At 68.7% G+C, this 19,428-nt stretch carries 17 protein-coding genes; 8 read left to right on the plus strand and 9 right to left on the minus strand.

The features are described from left to right. Positions 1 to 123 precede the first annotated feature (123 nt). The 5 genes from AU197_RS03775 to AU197_RS03795 all read right to left on the minus strand — a co-directional run bounded on the left by AU197_RS03775 (position 124) and on the right by AU197_RS03795 (position 6,200). Positions 124 to 2,352 carry an AAA family ATPase gene (locus tag AU197_RS03775; RefSeq protein WP_064401197.1) on the minus strand — a complete coding sequence of 743 codons (2,229 nt, stop codon included), beginning with the start codon at positions 2,350 to 2,352 and terminating at the stop codon, positions 124 to 126. Continuing rightward, positions 2,345 to 3,205, minus strand: a complete 861-nt coding sequence (locus tag AU197_RS03780; RefSeq protein ID WP_064401198.1) for a CDP-alcohol phosphatidyltransferase family protein — start codon at positions 3,203 to 3,205, stop codon at positions 2,345 to 2,347. Before AU197_RS03780 ends, AU197_RS03775 begins: the two co-directional genes overlap by 8 nt. Next, positions 3,202 to 3,930 carry a phosphatidylserine decarboxylase gene (locus tag AU197_RS03785; RefSeq protein WP_064401199.1) on the minus strand — a complete coding sequence of 243 codons (729 nt, stop codon included), beginning with the start codon at positions 3,928 to 3,930 and terminating at the stop codon, positions 3,202 to 3,204. Before AU197_RS03785 ends, AU197_RS03780 begins: the two co-directional genes overlap by 4 nt. A 135-nt stretch (positions 3,931 to 4,065) precedes the next feature. Continuing rightward, positions 4,066 to 5,289 carry a molybdopterin molybdotransferase MoeA gene (moeA, locus tag AU197_RS03790; protein WP_064401200.1) on the minus strand — a complete coding sequence of 408 codons (1,224 nt, stop codon included), beginning with the start codon at positions 5,287 to 5,289 and terminating at the stop codon, positions 4,066 to 4,068. Further along, complete coding sequence (locus tag AU197_RS03795) at positions 5,289 to 6,200, minus strand: SDR family NAD(P)-dependent oxidoreductase (RefSeq protein WP_064401380.1); 912 nt, start codon at positions 6,198 to 6,200, stop codon at positions 5,289 to 5,291. The genes moeA and AU197_RS03795 overlap by 1 nt, the downstream gene beginning before the upstream one ends. A 56-nt stretch (positions 6,201 to 6,256) precedes the next feature. Between AU197_RS03795 and AU197_RS03800 the strand changes: the two genes are divergently transcribed. Then, positions 6,257 to 6,751 carry a PH domain-containing protein gene (locus AU197_RS03800; RefSeq protein WP_064401201.1) on the plus strand — a complete coding sequence of 165 codons (495 nt, stop codon included), beginning with the start codon at positions 6,257 to 6,259 and terminating at the stop codon, positions 6,749 to 6,751. A 68-nt stretch (positions 6,752 to 6,819) separates the two neighbouring features. Continuing rightward, complete coding sequence (locus AU197_RS03805) at positions 6,820 to 8,223, plus strand: PH domain-containing protein (protein WP_082696488.1); 1,404 nt, start codon at positions 6,820 to 6,822, stop codon at positions 8,221 to 8,223. On the opposite strand, the gene AU197_RS03810 is transcribed toward AU197_RS03805, so the two are convergent. Continuing rightward, complete coding sequence (locus AU197_RS03810; protein ID WP_156434296.1) at positions 8,133 to 9,560, minus strand: FAD-dependent oxidoreductase; 1,428 nt, start codon at positions 9,558 to 9,560, stop codon at positions 8,133 to 8,135. The two genes, AU197_RS03805 and AU197_RS03810, sit on opposite strands and share 91 nt — an antisense overlap. A gap of 153 nt (positions 9,561 to 9,713) precedes the next feature. Between AU197_RS03810 and AU197_RS03815 the strand changes: the two genes are divergently transcribed. The 3 genes from AU197_RS03815 to AU197_RS03825 are packed head-to-tail and all read left to right on the plus strand — an operon-like array spanning position 9,714 to position 11,339. Further along, on the plus strand, positions 9,714 to 10,529 hold the full coding sequence (locus AU197_RS03815; RefSeq protein WP_064401203.1) for an HAD-IIA family hydrolase: 816 nt from the start codon (positions 9,714 to 9,716) through the stop codon (positions 10,527 to 10,529). Between the two features lie 9 nt (positions 10,530 to 10,538). After that, positions 10,539 to 10,805, plus strand: a complete 267-nt coding sequence (locus tag AU197_RS03820; RefSeq protein WP_064401204.1) for a hypothetical protein — start codon at positions 10,539 to 10,541, stop codon at positions 10,803 to 10,805. Positions 10,806 to 10,841: 36 nt separating this feature from the next. Then, entirely contained in the window at positions 10,842 to 11,339 is a 498-nt protein-coding gene (locus AU197_RS03825) for an SRPBCC family protein (RefSeq protein ID WP_064401205.1), read from the plus strand. Between the two features lie 13 nt (positions 11,340 to 11,352). On the opposite strand, the gene AU197_RS03830 is transcribed toward AU197_RS03825, so the two are convergent. Then, on the minus strand, positions 11,353 to 13,050 hold the full coding sequence (locus AU197_RS03830) for a DEAD/DEAH box helicase (RefSeq protein ID WP_064401206.1): 1,698 nt from the start codon (positions 13,048 to 13,050) through the stop codon (positions 11,353 to 11,355). A gap of 218 nt (positions 13,051 to 13,268) precedes the next feature. Here AU197_RS03830 and AU197_RS03835 point away from each other — a divergent pair, with 218 nt between their 5' ends. Beyond that, positions 13,269 to 15,806 carry an excinuclease ABC subunit UvrA gene (locus AU197_RS03835; RefSeq protein WP_064401207.1) on the plus strand — a complete coding sequence of 846 codons (2,538 nt, stop codon included), beginning with the start codon at positions 13,269 to 13,271 and terminating at the stop codon, positions 15,804 to 15,806. Here AU197_RS03835 and AU197_RS03840 read toward each other — a convergent pair. Then, positions 15,796 to 16,305, minus strand: coding sequence for a cupin domain-containing protein (locus AU197_RS03840; protein WP_064401208.1), 510 nt, complete (start codon positions 16,303 to 16,305; stop codon positions 15,796 to 15,798). The two genes, AU197_RS03835 and AU197_RS03840, sit on opposite strands and share 11 nt — an antisense overlap. Before the next feature lie 146 nt (positions 16,306 to 16,451). Here AU197_RS03840 and AU197_RS03845 point away from each other — a divergent pair, with 146 nt between their 5' ends. Both AU197_RS03845 and groL read left to right on the plus strand, forming a co-directional pair. Next, positions 16,452 to 17,015: a TetR/AcrR family transcriptional regulator gene (locus AU197_RS03845; protein WP_064401209.1), complete on the plus strand. Its 564-nt coding sequence runs from the start codon at positions 16,452 to 16,454 to the stop codon at positions 17,013 to 17,015. Between the two features lie 190 nt (positions 17,016 to 17,205). Next, entirely contained in the window at positions 17,206 to 18,831 is a 1,626-nt protein-coding gene (groL, locus tag AU197_RS03850; RefSeq protein WP_064351252.1) for a chaperonin GroEL, read from the plus strand. Between the two features lie 190 nt (positions 18,832 to 19,021). Here the strand turns inward: groL and AU197_RS03855 are convergent, their stop codons facing one another. Next, entirely contained in the window at positions 19,022 to 19,396 is a 375-nt protein-coding gene (locus tag AU197_RS03855; RefSeq protein WP_064401210.1) for a hypothetical protein, read from the minus strand. Positions 19,397 to 19,428: the final 32 nt, after the last annotated feature.

Consider the following 19,428-nt stretch of genomic DNA (forward strand, 5'->3'; position numbering starts at 1 on the left):
CGACCGCCTCAACGCACTCATCACCCAAGCAGCCGCATGAACCCCAATGTTGCACTCACCACTTGACATCAGACGCCGAATGTGTGCGGGTAATCCACGTTCGGCGCAAGAAAGGTCAAGCGTTCAGCGGGCGGCTGAAAACGCGCGCAGCGACTCGACCTGCGCGGTATCCAGCGACGGGCGCACCGCCTCGCGTGCGGCCGCGACGTCTGCGGCGGTGACGTCGGCGGCGTCGATGGAGCGCCGCATCGCGGTCAGCGCCGCCTCCCGCAACAACGCGACGCAGTCGGCGGCGCTGTAGCCCTCGAGATCGGCCGCCAGCGCATCGAGATCGACAGCCTGCTCGCCCTCCGAGGCCAGTGGAACGGACTTACCCGCGGTACGCAGGATTTCGCGACGGGCCTCGGCGTCGGGTGGTTCGACGAAGACCAGCTTCTCCAGCCGGCCCGGACGCAGCAGTGCCGGGTCGATCAGGTCGGGTCGATTGGTCGCGCCGACCACCACCACGTCGCGCAGCGGTTCGATGCCGTCGAGTTCGGTCAGCAGCGCGGCGACGACGCGGTCGGTGACGCCGGAGTCGAAGCTCTGACCGCGCCGCGGTGCGAGCGCGTCGATCTCGTCGAGGAACACCAGCGACGGCGCCGAGTCGCGGGCGCGCCGGAACAGTTCGCGCACGGCCTTCTCCGAGGAACCGACCCATTTGTCCATCAGCTCGGCGCCCTTGACGGCGTGCACCGACAACCGACCCGAACTGGCCAGCGCCCGCACCACGAACGTCTTCCCGCAACCGGGCGGGCCGTAGAGCAGTACGCCGCGGGGCGGCGCCACGCCGAGCCGCGCGAAGGTGTCGGGGTGCTGCAGCGGCCACAGCACCGCCTCGGTGAGCGCCTGCTTGGTGTCGGCCATGTCGCCGACGTCGTCGAGCGTCACCGAGCCGACCGACACCTCTTCGGTGGCCGACCGCGACAGCGGGCGGATGACGGTGGTCGCCCCCATCAGATCGTCCTGGACGAGGGCGGGTGGCTCACCGTCGGCGCTGGCGCGCGCCGCCGCCCGCAGAGCGGCCTCGCGGACCAGTGCGGCTAGGTCGGCCACCACGAATCCCGGTGTTCGCTCAGCGATCTCGCCGATATCGAGATCCTTGGCCGGCACGTCGCGCAGCAGCACCTCGAGTAGTTGCCTGCGGATGGCGCCGTCGGGCAGGCTCAACCCGAGTTCGCGATCGCACAAATCGGGTGCGCGTAACCGGGCGTCGACGTTGTCGGGCTGCTGCGACGTCGCGACGAACGCGACGCCGCGGGTGGCGACCGCATTGCGGAGTTCGGCCAGGATCAGTGTGGCCACCGGCTCTGCGCTGGCCGGCAGCAGGGCGTCGATGTCGGTGATCAACAGGACTCCGCCTCCGTTGCGGACGGTGGCCACCGCCGACGCCACGCTCGCGATCCGGTCCTCGGCGCGCAACGAGCCCACCTCCGGTCCGTCGAGTTCGACGAGTCGGCGGTCGGCGCAGACGGCGCGCACCAGCGCCGCTTTGCCGACGCCGGCCGGGCCCGACACCAGAACACCGAGATTTGCTGTGGCTCCGAGGGTTTCAAGTAGCTCAGGCCGGTCGAGCGCCAGCTTGAGCCATTCGTCGAGGCGCTGGGCCTCGATTTGTGAACCCTTGAGGTCGTCGACGCTCAGTGCCGATTTCGACTTCTCCGGCGCGGTCACCACCACGTGACCCGCCGAAGCGTCTGATGCCGGAGCGACGGATCCCTCCGGTGAGCCGTCACCCCAGCAGACTGCTGAATTCGGTTGCACGCTCACCGGTCCGGCGGGATCGGTGGCGGTGACCGTCAGCAGTTCGGAGGTCCAGGTGATGCCGACCGACGACGCCAGCGCCGCGGTCGCGCGCGAGGACGGGATGTCGGGGCCCAACTCCCGCGGCAGCAGCGACACCGTGTCGCCGACCGTCATCACCTTGCCCAGCAACGCCTGTCGCAGCGTGGCCGGCGAAATCGACTGGCTGGCCAGCCTGGAGCCCGACAGCGTCACCGACCGCGCGCCGTAGACGGTGACGGGTGCGACGAGCACGCTGGTGTCCTCCCGCAGACCGGCATTCGACAGAGTGACGTCGTCGAGCAGCGCGGTGCCCGCGGGAACACCCGCGGATGCCTCGGCGGCCACCGCGGCGGTGGTCCGCGAACCCGTCAGCGACACGGCATCCCATTCGCGGATACCCAGCGCGGCAATGGCTTCCGGATGCAGGCGAACAACACCCCTGCGCGAGTCGAGCGCCGAGGTGTTCAACCGTGCGGTCAGTGTGAGGTGCGCCCGGGGAGCCGGGCGTTCGGACTGCAGTTCAGTCATGTCGTGAGCCGGGTCTGCGCAGGCCCAGGCGCATCACCGACCGGCGGTGCGGCTGGCCCCGGCGGATGGCCCGCCGGGCGGCGCGCTGCTGGCGTGGTTTGTCGTCCCACACCTCGGGGTGCGCGGCAAGGAATCGGCGGGTGCGGATGGCGAACGGGATGTGCAGGACGTAGGCGGCGATGATGAGCAGGATGACCAGGTAGCCGTAGAGGATCGCGGCGGCGACGCCGATCGCCACGAGCGCCAGCAGCGGCGCGACCATGTTGGGCGGCACCGAGAACGTGTGGATCTTGCGCATCGGGATCGTGCTCACCACCAGCGCCGAGACGCCGAGCATCCAGATCACGACGGCGGGTTCGGAGGTCCACCAGCCGTCGCCGAACTGCATCTTGGCGGCCAGCGGACCGATCGCGCCGATCGCCCCTGCCGGGGCCGGCATGCCGACGAAGTACTTCTTCTCGTAGTCGGGTTTGTCGACGTCGAGCATCGCGTTGAACCGGGCCAGGCGCAGCACGATGCACACCGCGTACACCAGCACCACGATCCAGCCGACCTCCGACTTCGACAGCAACGTGCCGTAGACGATGAAAGCCGGTGCGACGCCGAAGTTCACGGCGTCGGCGAGCGAATCGATCTCCTCGCCCATCCGTGAGGTCGCCCCCAGCGCGCGTGCGATGCGACCGTCGAGCGCGTCGAGTATCGCGGCGACGGCCAAAAAGGCCATCGCCTCGGTCGGCCGGTCGTCCAGCGCCATCTTGACCGCGCTCAGCCCAAGGCAGATCGCGGCGACCGTCATCGCGCTGGGCAGGATGCGCAGGCTGACGACGGAGCGCTTGATGCGGGGGCGGATCATGCCGGAGCCGCCCGGCCGGCGACATCGGGTTTCAGCTCGGCCAATACCGTCTCGCCCGCCAACGCACGCTGCCCCACGGTCACCAGGATGCGCGACCCGGCGGGCAGGTAGGTGTCCAGCCGCGACCCGTAGCGGATCAGCCCGTAGGTCTGCCCGATCGCCAGTTCGTCGCCCGCCTTGGCCTCGCACACGATGCGTCGCGCCACCAGGCCGGCGATCTGTACGGCGATCACCTCGGCGCCGTCGGGGGTGCGGATCAGCACGCTGTTGCGCTCGTTGTCCTCGCTGGCGGCTTCCAGCTCGGCCGAGCCGAACAAGCCCGGGCGGTGCTGGACCGCAACGACCTCACCGCTGATCGGGGCCCGCTGCACGTGCGCGTCGAAGACCGACAAGAAGATGCTGATGCGCGGCAATGGCGTTGGGGGCAAACCGAGTTCGGCCGGTGGCGGGGCCTCCTCGATCAGGCAGATCAAACCGTCGGCGGGGGCGACGACCAGACCTGGCCGGGTGGGAGGCACGCGCGGGGGGTGGCGGAAGAACGCCGCGTTGGCGGCGGCCGATGCCAGTCCGGCGCCGCGCAGCCACCGGTTCCTACTCCCGAGGGCGGCCAGCGCCAGGCTCGCGCCGACGAAGGGCAGCCCCGCGGAATGCATCGGGGGGATCGTGGTACGGGCCAGCGCCAAAAGCCGCGCGGGGCCGGATTTCAGGTCGGGGCGTCTGGCCATCGTCCCGCGATTCTACGGGCCGCGTCGATGCCGTGGCATTCACCGTCCGCCGCCGAAACTGAAGATGTGCGCGATGAAACGCCGCAATTTCGTGCAGAGCCTCAGCTTCGGCGCGTAAAGAGGGGAAGGAACAGCTCAGGTCAGGTCCCACACCTGAACCGTCGACCCGGCCGAGAGCGCGTCGACATCCTCGGCGATCTCCAGCAGACAGTTCGCCGAGGCCAGCCACCGCAGGTGGTGCGAGGCGGGCGGGCCGTAGCTGGTCACCGTCTGAGCGGCCGCGTCCAGCACGCCACGGCGGAATTGGCGTTTCCCGCGCGGCGAGGTGAGGTCCTCGGTCAGCACGGCGCTGCGGCGGGGCCGGGCGGGATTGGGAAGGCCCATCGCAGCGCGCAACGGCGCACGCAGGAACACCTCGAACGAGACCAGCGCGCTGACCGGGTTGCCGGGGAGTGTGACGATCGGGATGTCCCGGTCCGGCGTCGGGGGGGAGCCCGGTGCGGCGATGACGCCACAGCCCTGCGGCATGCCCGGTTGCATGGCCACCTTGACGAACTCCACGGCCCCTTTGAGCGCGTCCTTGACGACCTCGTACGCACCCGCGCTCACCCCACCCGTCGTGATGATCAGGTCGGCGTCACCGGTGTGCTCCGCGAGGGCCGCGCGGAACGATTCGACGTCATCGCCGGTCATGGGGGAGGCCACCACGTCGGCCCCGGCATCGCGCAGCGCCGCGGCGAGCATCACCGCGTTCGATTCGTAGATCTGCCCGGGCTCCAGCGGGGTGCCGGGTGCGACGAGTTCGGTGCCCGTCGACATCACCAGCACGCGCTGTCGCGGTATCACCGTCAGCTCGGCGAGACCCAGCGCGGCGGCCAATCCGAGCGCGGCCGGTGTGACGACCTGTCCCGCGCGCAGCACGGCCGTGCCGGCCGTGACGTCCTCACCGGCGCGCCGGATGTGCTGGCCGTTTTTCGCGGCCGCGCGGATCTCCACGGTGTCGGTTGCGGCGTTCGTCTTTTCCACGGGCACCACCGCCGTGGCGCCGGACGGCAACATCGCCCCGGTCATTATCCGGTGCGCCGTACCGGGTTTCAGTGTCAGGATGTCGGTGCGCCCGGCCGGGATGTCCTCGGCTACGGGCAGGTTGATCGGGCTTTCGGGCGTTGCCGATGCCACGTCGTCGGCCATCACGGCGTAGCCGTCCATCGCCGAGTTGTCGAAGCCCGGCAGCGACAACGGCGCGACCACGTCCTCGGCGAGCACGAGTCCGAGAGCGTCCGCGATGGGAACGCTGACCGGTGGGCGGGCTTTGATCAACGCGGCGACGACGCGCTGATGATCCTCGACGGTCCGCATCAGACGGGGTACGTGACGCCGGTCAGTTCCTCGGACAAACTCCACAACCGGCGTTGAATGTCTTCGTCGTGCGATTGTGCGCTCGAGGCAACGAGTTTCGGGTGACCCTTCACCTCGCCGAGCCCGTCCGGTCCGTAGTACTGCCCGCCCTGAACGTTCGGGTCCGTGGCCGCGCGAAGGGTCGGCAGCGCACCCTTGTCCGCGGGTTGGGTGAAGATCCTCCACACGACGTCCGGCACGTAAACCGGTATGTAGCGCATCAATTCGGTGTCCGAGAAGCCGGGGTGGGCGGCGGTCGCGACGGTCGGTGCACCTGCGGATGCGAGGCGCCGTTGCAGTTCGTAGGTGAACAGCAGGTTGGCCAGCTTGGACTGCCCATAGGCTTGCACCCGGTTGTAACCGGTTTCGAAGTGGGGGTCTTCGAAGCGGATTCGAGCCATGATCCGGTGGCCGACGCTGCTCACCGTCACGACGCGCGACCCGTCGACGCTGCGCAGGTTGTCGAGCAGCAGGCCCGTCAACGCGAAGTGGCCGAGGTGGTTGGTGCCGAACTGCATCTCGAAACCGTCTTCGGTGGTCTCGCGGCTCGGCACGTACATCACGCCTGCGTTGTTGATCAGCAGGTCGATGCGCGGGTGCGCGGCGCGCAGCTCGTCGGCGGCCTTGCGCACGCTGTCCAGCGAGGACAGGTCGAGCTCCTGCACGCTGACCACGGCGTTGGGGGTCGACTTCCTGATGCGCTCGACGGCCTCGTTGCCTTTGTCGAGGTTGCGCACCGCGAGCACCACCGCAGCGCCCTTGCCGGCCAGCGCGGCCGCGGTGTCATACCCGAGCCCGCTGTTCGCCCCGGTCACGATCGCGGTCCGCCCGGACTGGTCCGGAATGTCGGCCACGGTCCATTTGCTGCCCATGACGATCAACATACTCAGCGGCCGATGGACTCGCGGTTACCTAGGCTGGACGCCTGATGACCGAGCCCGTGGATTTCCTGGACCCCGCGAACAAGCCGAGCCGCAAGGCGCCACTGGTATGGGCGATCGGTGCGGCGATCCCGTGGTCGTTCCTGGTGCTCGGCCAAGTGGTGTGGTTCGCGGTGGACCCGCGCTCCTGGTGGGTGCATGCGCTCGCGGCGGTGGGCTCGCTGCTCGGCATCCTGATGTTCGTCGTGGTTGTCCCGTGGTGGCGATACCGGGTTCACCGGTGGGACATCGACCCGCGGGCGGTGTACACCCGCACCGGTTGGTTGACCCAGGAACGCCGCATCGCGCCGATCTCTCGCGTGCAAACCGTCGACACCGAACGCGGTCCGCTGGACCGGTTGTTCGGGCTCGCCAACGTGACGGTGACGACGGCGTCGTCGGCGGGTGCGGTCCGCATCATTGCGCTGGACGCCGATGTCGCCGACGCGGTCGTCGCCCGGCTCACCGACATCGCCGCGCTCGGCACCGAGGATGCGACGTGACGAGCCCGACGCCGCCCGTCTGGGGCTATTCACCGCCTGCCGAGGAGTGGCACCGCCTGAGCCCACGGATGCTTTTGGTGCACCCCGTGCACGAGGTGGTTCGCCAGATCCCCGTGCTCGCAGGCACGCTGGTGCTCGGGTCGGCGACCGGGAACCCGCTCCTGGCCGTCGCGGTGCTGGCGATCACCGTCGCCGTCGGCCTGGCGCGCTGGTTCACCACGACGTATCGCATCGGGCCGAACGACGTGCAACTGCGCACCGGCGTTCTCCAGCGCAAGGTGCTCTCGTTGCCGCGCAACAGGATTCGGTCGGTGTCGACCGATGCCCGCCTGCTGCACCGGTTGTTGGGGCTGACAGTGCTGCGGGTCAGCACCGGGCAGGAGGCCAGGGGCGACGCCGCGTTCGCGCTCGACGCCGTTCCCACCGAGCAGGTCGGACGGCTGCGGGCGCTGTTGCTGGCCGAATCCCTTGCCGTCGAGGAGGACAAGCCGTCGACGCCCGGCCGCGTGCTGGCTCGGTGGACGCCGTCCTGGTTGCGCTACAGCCCGCTGAGCCTCACCGGGCTGGCGATGATCGCCGCCGCGGTCGGCGTGGTGTATCAGGTGGGCGTCGACAGCGGCGTTCATGAATCCGGCCTGGCCGACGAGTGGCTCGACACGGCCAGAGGTCTCGGGACGGCGGCGGCAATCGCGCTCGGCGCGGCGGTCCTTCTGCTGGCCTCCGTCGTGCTCTCGGTGCTGCAGTCGTTGTTGACCTACGGCAACCTCGAACTGCGCCGGGACCTCGAGGTGCTGCACCTGAAGTACGGGCTGATCCGCGTCCGCGAACACACCTTCGACATGCGCCGCCTGCGCGGCGGCACGCTGCGGGAACCGTTGCTCGTGAGGCTGTTCGGCGGCGCCCGCCTCGACGCGGTGATGACCGGCGTCGGGGGTGAGGGCGAGTCGTCGTTGTTGTTGCCGCCGTGCCCCAAGCGCACCGCCGACGAGGTGTTGACCGGTCTGATCGAACACCCCGACGCCGTGACCGGGCCGCTCCGGGCACACGGCCCCGTCGCCTCCCGCAGGCGCTGGACCCGGGCGATGGCGCTGCCCGCGGCGGCGACGGCCGCGCTGCCGGTGGCGCCGACTCCGATGTGGGTGTGGATGCTCTGGGTTGCGCTCACCGTATGTTGCGCGCTGCTGGCGTTCGACCGCGCACGGTCGCTGGGGCACCGGGTGGGGAACGGGTGGTTGGTGGCGCGCACCGGCAGCGTGCAGCGCCGTCGCGACTGCATCGATGCCTCGGGCATCATCGGATGGACCGTGCGCCAGACGTGGATGCAGCGGCGTGCCGGGGTGGCGACACTGGTCGCCGCGACGGCCGCCGGGGTCAAGCACTATCAGGTGATCGACGTGCCCGCGGCGCTGGCGTGGTCGATCGCGGCGCAGGCATCGCCGTGGGTGACCGACACGGCATGGGCACGTCGATAGCCCGACCGCCGGTCTCGCAGCACCCGCCGGATGATCGAGGGCGAGAAGAGTTTCGTCGGCGGGTCAAGCATCCCGAGGACGCGAAGGAATCGGAGCGTGACCGCCTCGTCCGTTTCACACGCCGTCAACACCCGGTCCAGGTACGCGTTGCTCAGCCGTATCGACAGCGGCACGGTCCCTTTGACTTCGGGCAACGCCAGATCCGATCCGACAGCGGTCTGCCAGGCGATGCGGATCGGCTTGACGCTGGACCGGAAGAAGCGGCGAGCCAGATTCCTGTCGCCGCGTTGCAGGCAGTCGCGCAGCACGGTGGCCTCGACGGCCGCAACGGTCATGCCCTGCCCGTAGATCGGATTGAAGCTGCACACCGCGTCCCCGAGCACCAGCAGCCCCTCGGGTAGGCGGCCCAACTTGTCGTAGCGGCGCCAGCGGTTGGACGGCACGCGGTAATTCACCACCGGCCCAAGCGGTTCGGCGTCCGCGAGGGCCGCCAGCACGCTTGCCGGCACGAAATCGGCCACGAAGTCCCGCATTTCATCGGCCGAGTCCGGCACGGCTTGACCCGCCATGGCGCCGATCGCGAACATCGTCGCGCCGTTCTCGTAGCACGCGGTCGCGAACATCCTTGGCCTGCCGTGCTCCGGCATGAGCGCGATGAAGTGCTCCGCGATCGCGCCGGGCCTGATGCGCACGGGCTGGCAGGCGTAGGCCAACTGCACGACCACCTCGGCCACCGGCGGCCGGTCGTAGCCCAACTGCTCGAGGAACAGCGGTGTGCGGGAGCCACGCCCGGTCGCGTCGACGACGAGGTCGGCGTCGAGCATCGACACCTCGCGGGTATCACGGTCGATCACGTCGACACCCGTGACCCGGCTGCGGTCCGGGGCCGCCGCCAGGGACACCACGTCGTGGTGCTCCACGATCGTCACGTTGGGGATCTCGCGCATGCGCCGCAGCACATGCCAATCCAGAAACGGCCGACTCTGGAAGTAGAACGGCATCGAGTCGGGGGACGGGCAACGGCCCGATTGCACGAGTCGATGGCCACCGGGCGTAAAGCAGAGCCTGGAGTAGTCACCGTCCCACCTGATGGCACCGTCTTCGACGAGTTCATCGAGGATGCCCGGCAACAACTCCTCGAGCACCTGAGCCCCGCGCGCGAGCAGGGCGTGGATCAGCCTGCCCTGAGGGACTCCGCGCCTCGGCGTCGGTCCGGTCGGCAGCTCGTCCCGCTCCACCACGGTCACCGTCTGGTAGCTGTCTGCGAGCACCCTGGCGGCCAGCAGGCCTGCCATGCTCGCGCCGAGAACCACCGCTCGTTCGCCTACGACTGGCATCGCCCACCCCTCACGTCGACATCCGTGGCCGGTATCGGCCCTGGTAAGGAATAGTTTTCGACGACCGCTCGCGGCGCACTAGCGTAGTCGACTACTCGAATCCACCGAGGCTCCACGATTTGCGCTGGCGCATAGGCCGTTTACTGTCGGGCCATGGCTATCGGTGGGGTGCTGTTCGACATCGATGGCGTGTTGGTGACCTCGTGGCGCCCGATCGAAGGCGCGGCCCAGACTGTCGCGACGTTGAACGACAACCAGATCGCCTGCGCGTACCTGACCAACACGACAACCAAGACCCGGGGCCAGATCGCCGAACTGCTCTCCGAGGCGGGGATGGCGGTCCGGCCCGACGAGGTCATCACCGCCGCGGTCTTGACCGCCCAATACGTGCGCGATCGGTATCCGGATGCACGCTGCTTCCTGGTCAACAGCGGGCAGATCGCCGAGGACATGCCCGGTATCGACATCGTGTACTCCCACGAGTACAGCGGCCCGCGCGCACCGGAGACCCCAGACGTCATCCTGCTCGGCGGTGCGGGTCCGGAGTACAGCCACCTGACGCTGTCGTGGGTCTACGACTGGATGGCCCACGGGGTGCCGGTGGTCGCGATGCATCGCAGCACCGCATGGACGACGACGGACGGCTTGCGCGTGGACACCGGCATGTACCTGATCGGCATGGAGGAGACCTCTGGGCGCAAAGCCACAGCGGTCGGCAAGCCCGCCCCGGAGGGCTTCCTCGCGGCGGCCAGCCGGCTCGGGGTGGAACCCGACGAGATGTACATGATCGGCGACGATCTCAACAACGACGTGCTGGCAGCGCAGGTGGTCGGTATGACCGGCGTGTTGGTGCGTACGGGCAAGTTTCGGCAGGATACGTTGGATCGTTGGGCGGCAGACGAATTCGCGATGCAACCGAATCATGTGATCGACTCCGTGGCCGACCTGCCGCAGCTTCTCGGACTGTAGGGGCCATCGATGTGGGAGCGGGTGCAGCAGATGTTGCTGCAGCGGGGTATCAACACCTACCTCGAACTGGTGCTGTGGATCACGCTGATCTACATCGTGATCGGAGTCGTGTATGCGGCGTTTCACATCGAGCTGATCGGCCAGCTCGAGGCGGCGCTGTCCGGCGACTTCACCATCTTTGCCAACATCGCGGCCCTGGTCGTGGCCGTCGCGCTCTGGCCGCTGCTGTTGATCAGCTCTTGGGTGTGTGGGGTGGCCGGGTGCGGGGTGTTCTGACGATGACTTCTCGGGCTCGTCGCAGTCTGTATCGACATGACAGAACAACGCGTCCACGCGACCACAACCGTCCACGCCCCGATCGAGACCGTGTTCGAGGTGCTCGCCGACCCGTCGACGCACCAGGCGATCGACGGCACCGGATGGGTGCGCGAGCCGCTCGACGGTGAACCCCTGTCCGAGGTCGGCCAGGTCTTCCGGATGGGCATGTACCACGACAACCATCCCGAGAAGTACTACGAGATGGCCAATCGGGTCGAGGTTCTCGACCGGCCGCGTGCCATCGCCTGGCAGCCGGGCCAGGGTCCCGAACAGCGCGGATACCTGATGAACGGCACCGAACTCCAGTGGGGCGGGTGGATCTGGCGATACGACCTCGAAGCGGCGGGGCCGGCGCAGACGGCGGTCACGTTGACCTACGACTGGTCGAACGTGGCGCCGCACCTGCGTGACATCGAGTTCCCGCCGTTCGAGTTGCAGCACCTCGACAACTCGCTGAAGAACCTCGCCTCGATCGCCGAGTCACGCACCTAGGCCCACGCGGGCGTCAGGCCTGCAGGGAGCGGACGGCCTCGATGCGGGCGCGCAGCTGATCGGTCGTCGCCGCCGCCACCGCCGGACCACCGCAGATCCGGCGCAACTCCTTGTGGATCCAGCCGTGCGGTTTGCCGGTGCGGTGATGGGCGATGGACACCAGCGTGTTGAGTTCCTTGCGCAGTTCGCGCAGCTGGCCGTGGGTGGAGACCCGCGGCACCTCGCCCGAGGCGGTCTGACGGGTCAACTGCTCTTCCTGCCTGCGCCGCAACAGGTCCCGCATCTGGTCGGGAGCGAGCAGGCCCGGGATGCCGAGGTAGTCGGCCTCGTCCTCGCTGCCGACGGCCGCCGCGGTGCCGAACGAGGAGCCGTCGAAGATCACCTGGTCGAGTTCGGCGTCGGCCCCCAACATCTCGAAGCCGTTGTCGAGCCCGCCCGGCTCGTCCTTCTTCTTGTTGGCGTCTTCGAGGGCCGCGTCGTCCCACTCGCCTTGGGACTCGCGGTGCGGCTTGCCGAGCACGTGGTCGCGCTGTGCCTCCATCTCGCTGGCCAGGTCGAGCAGCGCGGGCACCGACGGCAGGAAGATGCTCGCGGTCTCGCCGGGGCGGCGGGACCGGACGTAGCGGCCGATCGCCTGCGCGAAGAACAGCGGGGTCGACGCCGACGTCGCGTACACGCCGACCGCCAGTCGCGGCACGTCGACACCCTCGGAGACCATGCGCACCGCCACCAGCCAACGATTCGTGCCCGCCGCGTATTCGGCGATGCGGTCCGAGGAACCGGGATCGTCGGACAAGACCAGCGTCGGCGCCTCGCCGGTCAGCGTCGTCAGCACCTTGGCGTAGGCGCGGGCGGCCTTCTGGTCCGACGCGATCACCATGGCGCCGGCATCGGGCACACCGCCGTTGCGCAACTGGGAGAGCCGGGTGTCGGCGGCCTGCAGCACCGCAGGAATCCACTCACCGTTCGGGTCGAGCACCGTGCGCCAGGCCCGCGCGGTCTGCTCGGCGTTGAGCGGTTCCCCGAGACGCGCGGAGTACTCCTCACCGGCGCTGGTACGCCAGCGGGCCTCGCCGGAATAGGCCATGAACACCACGGGCCGCACCACCCCGTCGGCGAGTGCATCGGAGTACCCGTAGACGTGGTCGGCCCGCGAGCGCAGCACCCCGGTGCCGTCGGGTTCGTAGGTGACGAACGGGATCGGGCTGTCGTCGCTGCGGAACGGTGTGCCGGTCAGCGCCAGACGGCGGGTGGCGTCGTTGAACGCCTCGCGCATGGCCTCGCCCCAGCTCTTCGCATCGCCGCCATGGTGGATCTCGTCGAAGATGACGAGGGTGCGGTAGTTCTCGGTGCGCACCCGGTGCCGGGTGGGGTGGCTGGCCACCTGGGCATAGGTGACGACGACGCCGTGATACTCCGACGAGTGGTGCGCGGCGCTGTTGGAGAACTTGGGGTCCAGCGACAGGCCGAGCCTGGCGGCGGCCAGAGCCCACTGGATCTTGAGATGCTCGGTCGGCACGACGACGGTGACGCGCTCGACGGTGCCGTCGGCCAACAGCTCGCCGGCCACGCGCAGGGCAAACGTCGTCTTACCCGCACCCGGGGTTGCCACGGCGAGGAAATCACGCGGTTTGGCGCCAAGATACCGCACCAATGCCCGACGCTGCCAGCCTCGCAAAGCCTGGGTGTCGGGCGCCGTGTCTGCCCGCACCCAAGACTCCTCACTGATCGGACAGCAGCCTAACGCAACGGATTACAGCCGCGCATCTCTGTGTGGCGTGTCGCCGGACAGCCGGTGTGTCGAGCGTGATCGTCGGACTTGATCCGCCGCGAAGCGCCCGGCGGACGACGGCGCGTCGCGATCCGGAGGGGACGTCCACAGCAAACCCGCTGCTTGTCCCGGCGCGAGGTGGGTACTCTCCGCCAACCATGTCGGCAACCCCCGTTACCCCCGGCGACGACATCGACCCGTGCGTCCGTGTCTTCGGTACCCGCGTACACAACTTACGGGGCGTCGACGTCGCCGCGCCGCGCGACGCGCTGGTGGCGTTCACCGGCATCTCGGGTTCGGGCAAATCGTCGCTGGCATTCGGCACCATCTACACCGAGGCGCAGCGAAGGTACTTCGAGTCGGTCGCTCCCTATGCGCGGCGATTGCTGCTGCCGACCGGCGCGCCCAAGGTGGACGACATCACCGGACTGCCCCCCGCCGTGGCGCTGCAGCAGCGCAGGGGGTCGGCCACCTCACGGTCCACCGTCGGCACCGTCACGACGCTGTCCAACCTGTTGAGGATGCTGTTCTCCCGTGCCGGAACGTATCCGCGCAACGCCACCGAACGACTCGACTCCGATGCGTTCTCTCCGAATACGGCCGTCGGCGCCTGCCCGAAGTGTCACGGCCTCGGCCGGATCCACGAGGTGACCGAGCAGACGCTCGTGCCGGACCCGTCGTTGACCATCCGCGAGGGCGCCGTCGCGGCGTGGCCGGGCGCCTGGCAGGGCCAGAACCTGCGCGACATCCTCATCACGCTGGGGTTCGACATCGACAAGCCGTGGCGCAAACTGCCGAAACGCCAACGTGATTGGATCTTGTTCACCGACGAGCAGCCCACCGTCGAGATCGATCCGGGTCAGCATCCGGTCACGGCGGACTACTACTACAACGGAACGTTCTCCAGCGCGGAACGTCACGTCCGGCACACGCTGGCGAACTCGCAGAGCGCGACGATGCGCCGGCGCGTCCTGCAGTTCGTCGACAGCGTCGAATGCGGCGTGTGCCGGGGATCGGGGCTGCGACCCGAGGCGCTGAAGGTGACCTTCGCGGGTCACACCATCGCCGACTACGTGGCGATGCCGCTGGTCGAACTCGCCGATGCGCTGCGACCGACCGCGTCGCGCACCGATGCCGCGCCCGCCTTCGAGTCGACCGCATCCGGTGAGCACACCGAGGTCGCCACGATGATCGCCGCCGATCTGGTCGCGCGCATCCAGGTGCTCGTCGATCTCGGGCTCGGCTATCTGACGCTGAACCGTCGCACCCCGACGGTGTCCCCCGGTGAACTGCAGCGGCTGCGGCTGGCCACGCAGTTGCGAGCCGGATTGTTCGGGGTGCTCTACGTGCTGGACGAGCCGTCGGCCGGGCTGCACCCCGCTGATGCGGAGCCGCTGCTCGATGTGCTGGATAGGCTTCGGCGAGCGGGAAATTCGCTGTTCATCGTCGAACACGACATGGACGTCGTGCGCCGGGCCGACTGGATCGTCGACGTGGGACCCGGCGCTGGTGAGTTCGGCGGGCGCGTGCTCTACAGCGGTCCCGTCGACGGCCTGGAGGACGTCGACGAGTCGATCACCCGGCGCTACCTGTTCGGCGACGAGGCGGCCGAACCGCGGACACCGCGCGAACCGTCATCGCGGCTGCGACTGCGCGGCATCTGTTTTCACAATCTGCGCGACGTGGATGTCGACGTGCCGCTGGGCGTCTACACCGCGGTCACCGGCGTTTCCGGATCGGGCAAGTCGACGCTCGTTGTGAAGGTACTCGGGGATGTGGTGAATCGTCATCTGGGCCGCGCGGTGGGCCTGGCCGAAAGCGACGGCGACAGCGACGATTCCGACGCCGAGATCGTCGACCTGGATCACGATGCCAGCATCGGGGTGACCGCCGAGGGCGTGGAGGTGATCGACCGGCTGGTCGCCGTCGACCAGCGACCGATCGGGCGCACCCCGCGCTCGACGCTGGCGACCTACACCGGCCTGTTCGACGCCGTGCGACGGGAATTCGCCGCGACGCCGGCGGCGCGTCGCCGCGGCTGGACGGCTGGCCGGTTCTCGTTCAACGTCGCCGAGGGCCGATGCGAGACCTGTCAGGGCGAGGGCTTCGTATCGGTCGAATTGCTGTTTCTGCCAGGCACTTACGCCACCTGCCCGACCTGCGGAGGCGCCCGCTACAACGAGGCCACGCTGCGGGTGCGCTACCGCGACCACACCATCGCCGACGTCCTGGCGATGACCGTCGACGAAGCCTCACAGTTCCTCGAGGACATCCCCGGTGCGTCCCGGAGCCTGGCGACGCTGCGGGAGGTAGGGCTCGGTTATCTGCGTCTGGGGCAGCCGGCCACCGAACTCTCCGGCGGGGAAGCCCAACGCATCAAGCTGGCTTCGGAACTGCAGCGACCCCGGCGTGGTCGCACGCTCTATGTACTCGACGAGCCGACGACGGGTCTGCATCCGGCGGATGTGGACCTGCTCGACGCCCAGCTGCATCGCCTCGTCGACGCGGGTAACACGGTGGTGGTGGCCGAACACGACATGCGGATGGTCGCCGGAGCGGACTGGGTGATCGACCTCGGACCGGGTGCGGGCCACGACGGCGGCCGCATCGTCGCTGCGGGCACACCGCGGCAGGTGAGTCAGGCGAAGGGCAGCCGCACGGCGCCGTACCTGGCCGCACGCCTGGTCACTCGATGAAGAAGTTGTCGTTGCGGATGAACCACTCCCGGCGCTCCTCGTCCGTCAAATCACCCAGGGCGGCGAAACCCTCGAAATAGTGCTCGCGCGGCGCCCCGGGAGCGAACAGGATCAACAGCGACGTCGGAGCGTCGGCCTCGTTGCGGAAGCCGTGAATGCCGCCGGGCGGCACATAGAAGAAGTCGTTGGGACTGCCGTCGAACCAGTCGGCGCCGTCGTAGAGCCGCACCGTTCCCGACAGCACGAAGAAGGCCTCGGAGATCGCGCGGTGAAAGTGCGGTCCCGGCCCGCCGCCGTTCGGTGCGATGTCGACGCGATACAGCCCGTAGTCGCCGCCGGTCGCTTTCTGGTCGGCGAGGTAGTGGTACTTCACGAGACCGAACGAGTCGTAGTCGGCAGGCTCGTCGCCGCGTCGCACCCAGGCACTGGCCTCCGGTTCGGGCGCGGTGTAGCGCGGAGGCGGGTAGGGCGGCACCTGCCGGGGATCGACGAGCGACATCCCTGCCCACCCTGCCACCGTCCGACCGTCGCGGGTACCGGATACGTGACGCCGGTGATGACGACCGCGGTACGCGCGGCCCGATTCCGAACGTGGGAATATACGGAACGCACGCCCCGTGTAGCTGGGATTCCCGAGGTGATGACGTGAGTGTGGCCGACCGACCGCTGCGTGCTGACGCCGCGCGAAATCGCGCCCGCGTTCTCGAGGTCGCTTACGACGCCTTCGCGACCAGCGGCCTCGCGGTGCCGATCGACGAGATCGCTCGGCGCGCGGGCGTCGGCGCGGGCACGGTGTACCGCCACTTCCCGACCAAGGTGGATTTGTACCGCGCGGTCGTCGAGAACCGGATCGAGAGCCTCATCGCCGAGGGCCGAGCCCTGATCGAGGGTGTACCTCCGGGGGAGGCGCTGTTCGTCCTGCTGCGCTCGCTGGTGCTGCGTTGGGGAGCCGCCGATCGGGGCCTGAAGGACGCCATGGCGGGCGAGGGTATCGACGTCGCGGAAGTCATCCCGGAGACCGAGCGGGCCTTACTCGAATTCCTCGGCGGGCTGCTCGAGGCGGCTCAGAATGCCGGGACCGCGCGGCGCGATGTCGATGTGCGCGACGTGAAGGCGATCCTCGCCGGCTGCTTCGCGATCCAGGACGCCGACCCCGAGCACGCCGAGCGGCTCACCGAGGTGGTGCTGGACGGCCTGCGAGCGGCCTGAACGCCTCGCATACGATCTTGCACTCGCCATGCCCGAGTGCTAGAAAGGCAATTGGCACTCGCGACCGGCGAGTGCTAGGTCGGGACGGTGAGGCAACGGGCCGCATCCGCGGAGCACACCCGAGCCGTCCGTCGCGGGCACTGCACCCGACCGCAGACGTGCCATCCCCAATCCGGAGGAACACTTCGCAATGGCCAAGACAATTGCGTATGACGAAGAGGCCCGCCGCGGCCTCGAGCGGGGCCTCAACAGCCTCGCCGACGCGGTAAAGGTGACGCTGGGCCCCAAGGGTCGCAACGTCGTCCTGGAGAAGAAGTGGGGCGCCCCCACGATCACCAACGATGGCGTGTCCATCGCCAAGGAGATCGAGCTGGAGGACCCGTACGAGAAGATCGGCGCTGAGCTGGTCAAGGAAGTCGCCAAGAAGACCGACGACGTCGCAGGCGACGGCACCACCACCGCCACGGTGCTGGCCCAGGCGCTCGTGCGCGAGGGTCTGCGCAACGTCGCGGCCGGCGCCAACCCGCTCGGCCTCAAGCGCGGCATCGAGAAGGCCGTCGAGAAGATCACCGAAACGCTGCTGAAGTCGGCCAAGGAGGTCGAGACCAAGGACCAGATCGCCGCCACCGCCGCGATCTCCGCCGGTGACACCCAGATCGGCGAGCTGATCGCCGAGGCCATGGACAAGGTCGGCAACGAGGGTGTCATCACCGTCGAGGAGAGCAACACCTTCGGCCTGCAGCTGGAGCTCACCGAGGGCATGCGCTTCGACAAGGGCTACATCTCGGGTTACTTCGTCACCGACGCCGAGCGTCAGGAAGCGGTCCTCGAGGATCCGTACATCCTGCTCGTTTCGTCGAAGGTGTCGACGGTCAAGGACCTGCTTCCGCTGCTGGAGAAGGTCATCCAGTCCGGCAAGCCGCTGCTGATCATCGCCGAGGACGTCGAGGGCGAGGCGCTGTCCACCCTGGTCGTCAACAAGATCCGCGGCACCTTCAAGTCCGTCGCCGTCAAGGCCCCGGGCTTCGGTGACCGCCGCAAGGCGATGCTGCAGGACATGGCCATCCTCACCGGTGGTCAGGTCATCAGCGAAGAGGTCGGTCTGTCGCTCGAGACCGCCGACGTCTCGCTGCTGGGCAAGGCGCGCAAGGTCGTCGTCACCAAGGACGAGACCACCATCGTCGAGGGCGCCGGTGACTCCGACGCCATCGCCGGCCGCGTGGCCCAGATCCGCGCCGAGATCGAGAACAGCGACAGCGACTACGACCGCGAGAAGCTGCAGGAGCGCCTGGCCAAGCTGGCCGGCGGTGTTGCGGTGATCAAGGCAGGCGCTGCCACCGAGGTCGAGCTCAAGGAGCGCAAGCACCGCATCGAGGACGCCGTCCGCAATGCCAAGGCGGCCGTCGAGGAGGGCATCGTCGCCGGCGGTGGCGTGGCCCTGCTGCAGGCCTCCCCGGCGCTGGACGAGCTCAAGCTGGAGGGCGACGAGTCCACCGGCGCGAACATCGTCCGCGTGGCGCTCGAGGCTCCGCTCAAGCAGATCGCCTTCAACGGCGGCCTGGAGCCCGGCGTGGTGGCCGAGAAGGTTCGCAACTCGGAGAAGGGCGTCGGCCTCAACGCCGCGACCGGCGAGTACGAGGACCTGCTCAAGGCCGGCGTCGCCGACCCGGTCAAGGTGACGCGTTCGGCGCTGCAGAACGCGGCGTCCATTGCGGCGCTGTTCCTGACCACCGAGGCTGTCGTCGCCGACAAGCCGGAGAAGGCGGCCGCTGGTCCGGCCGACCCGACCGGCGGCATGGGCGGCATGGACTTCTAAGTCCCGGTCATCAAGGAAAAGCCCGGTTCCTCTGCCGAGGGGCCGGGCTTTTTCGTGTCATCGCCTTCGTGGGTCATCGCCTTCGTGGGTCATGGCCTTCGTGGGTTATGGCCGAACGTGGGTTACCCGCACGCGTTTTCGCGCCGACCGTGACACAAGCCCACACTCGGCGGGGTGTCGGCGACGGTGGCTACTTCTTGAGCGGCACGCAATCGTGCAGACAGTCCGGGCTGGTCGACGGCGACTCCGGCGTGGCCTTGCGATGCAGAACCGCGCGCGTCGGTCGGACCGACAGCGACTCGCCCTCCCGGTGCGCCCGGCCGTCGACGATCAACGAGTATCCACCGGGCTCGCTCGGCGGCCAGACGATCGTGACGTCGCCATGGCTGGCGGTGTTCTCCCGCGTGTGCCGACCGACCGTGCCGACCTCGAGGCTGCCGTCGCGCAACACCGGGTCGACGGCGACGGTGTGTGCGCGATAGTCGTCGCCGACGGAGATCAGATAGGCGAAGCCGAAGTCGGACAGCACGTCGGTCAACCGGTCGAGATCCACCTTCACGCTCATAGGCCGAGGATACGTCCGCGCGGCGGCGCGTT

It is taken from the genome of Mycobacterium sp. IS-1590 (genome assembly GCF_001500025.1).
GTDB lineage: Bacteria > Actinomycetota > Actinomycetes > Mycobacteriales > Mycobacteriaceae > Mycobacterium.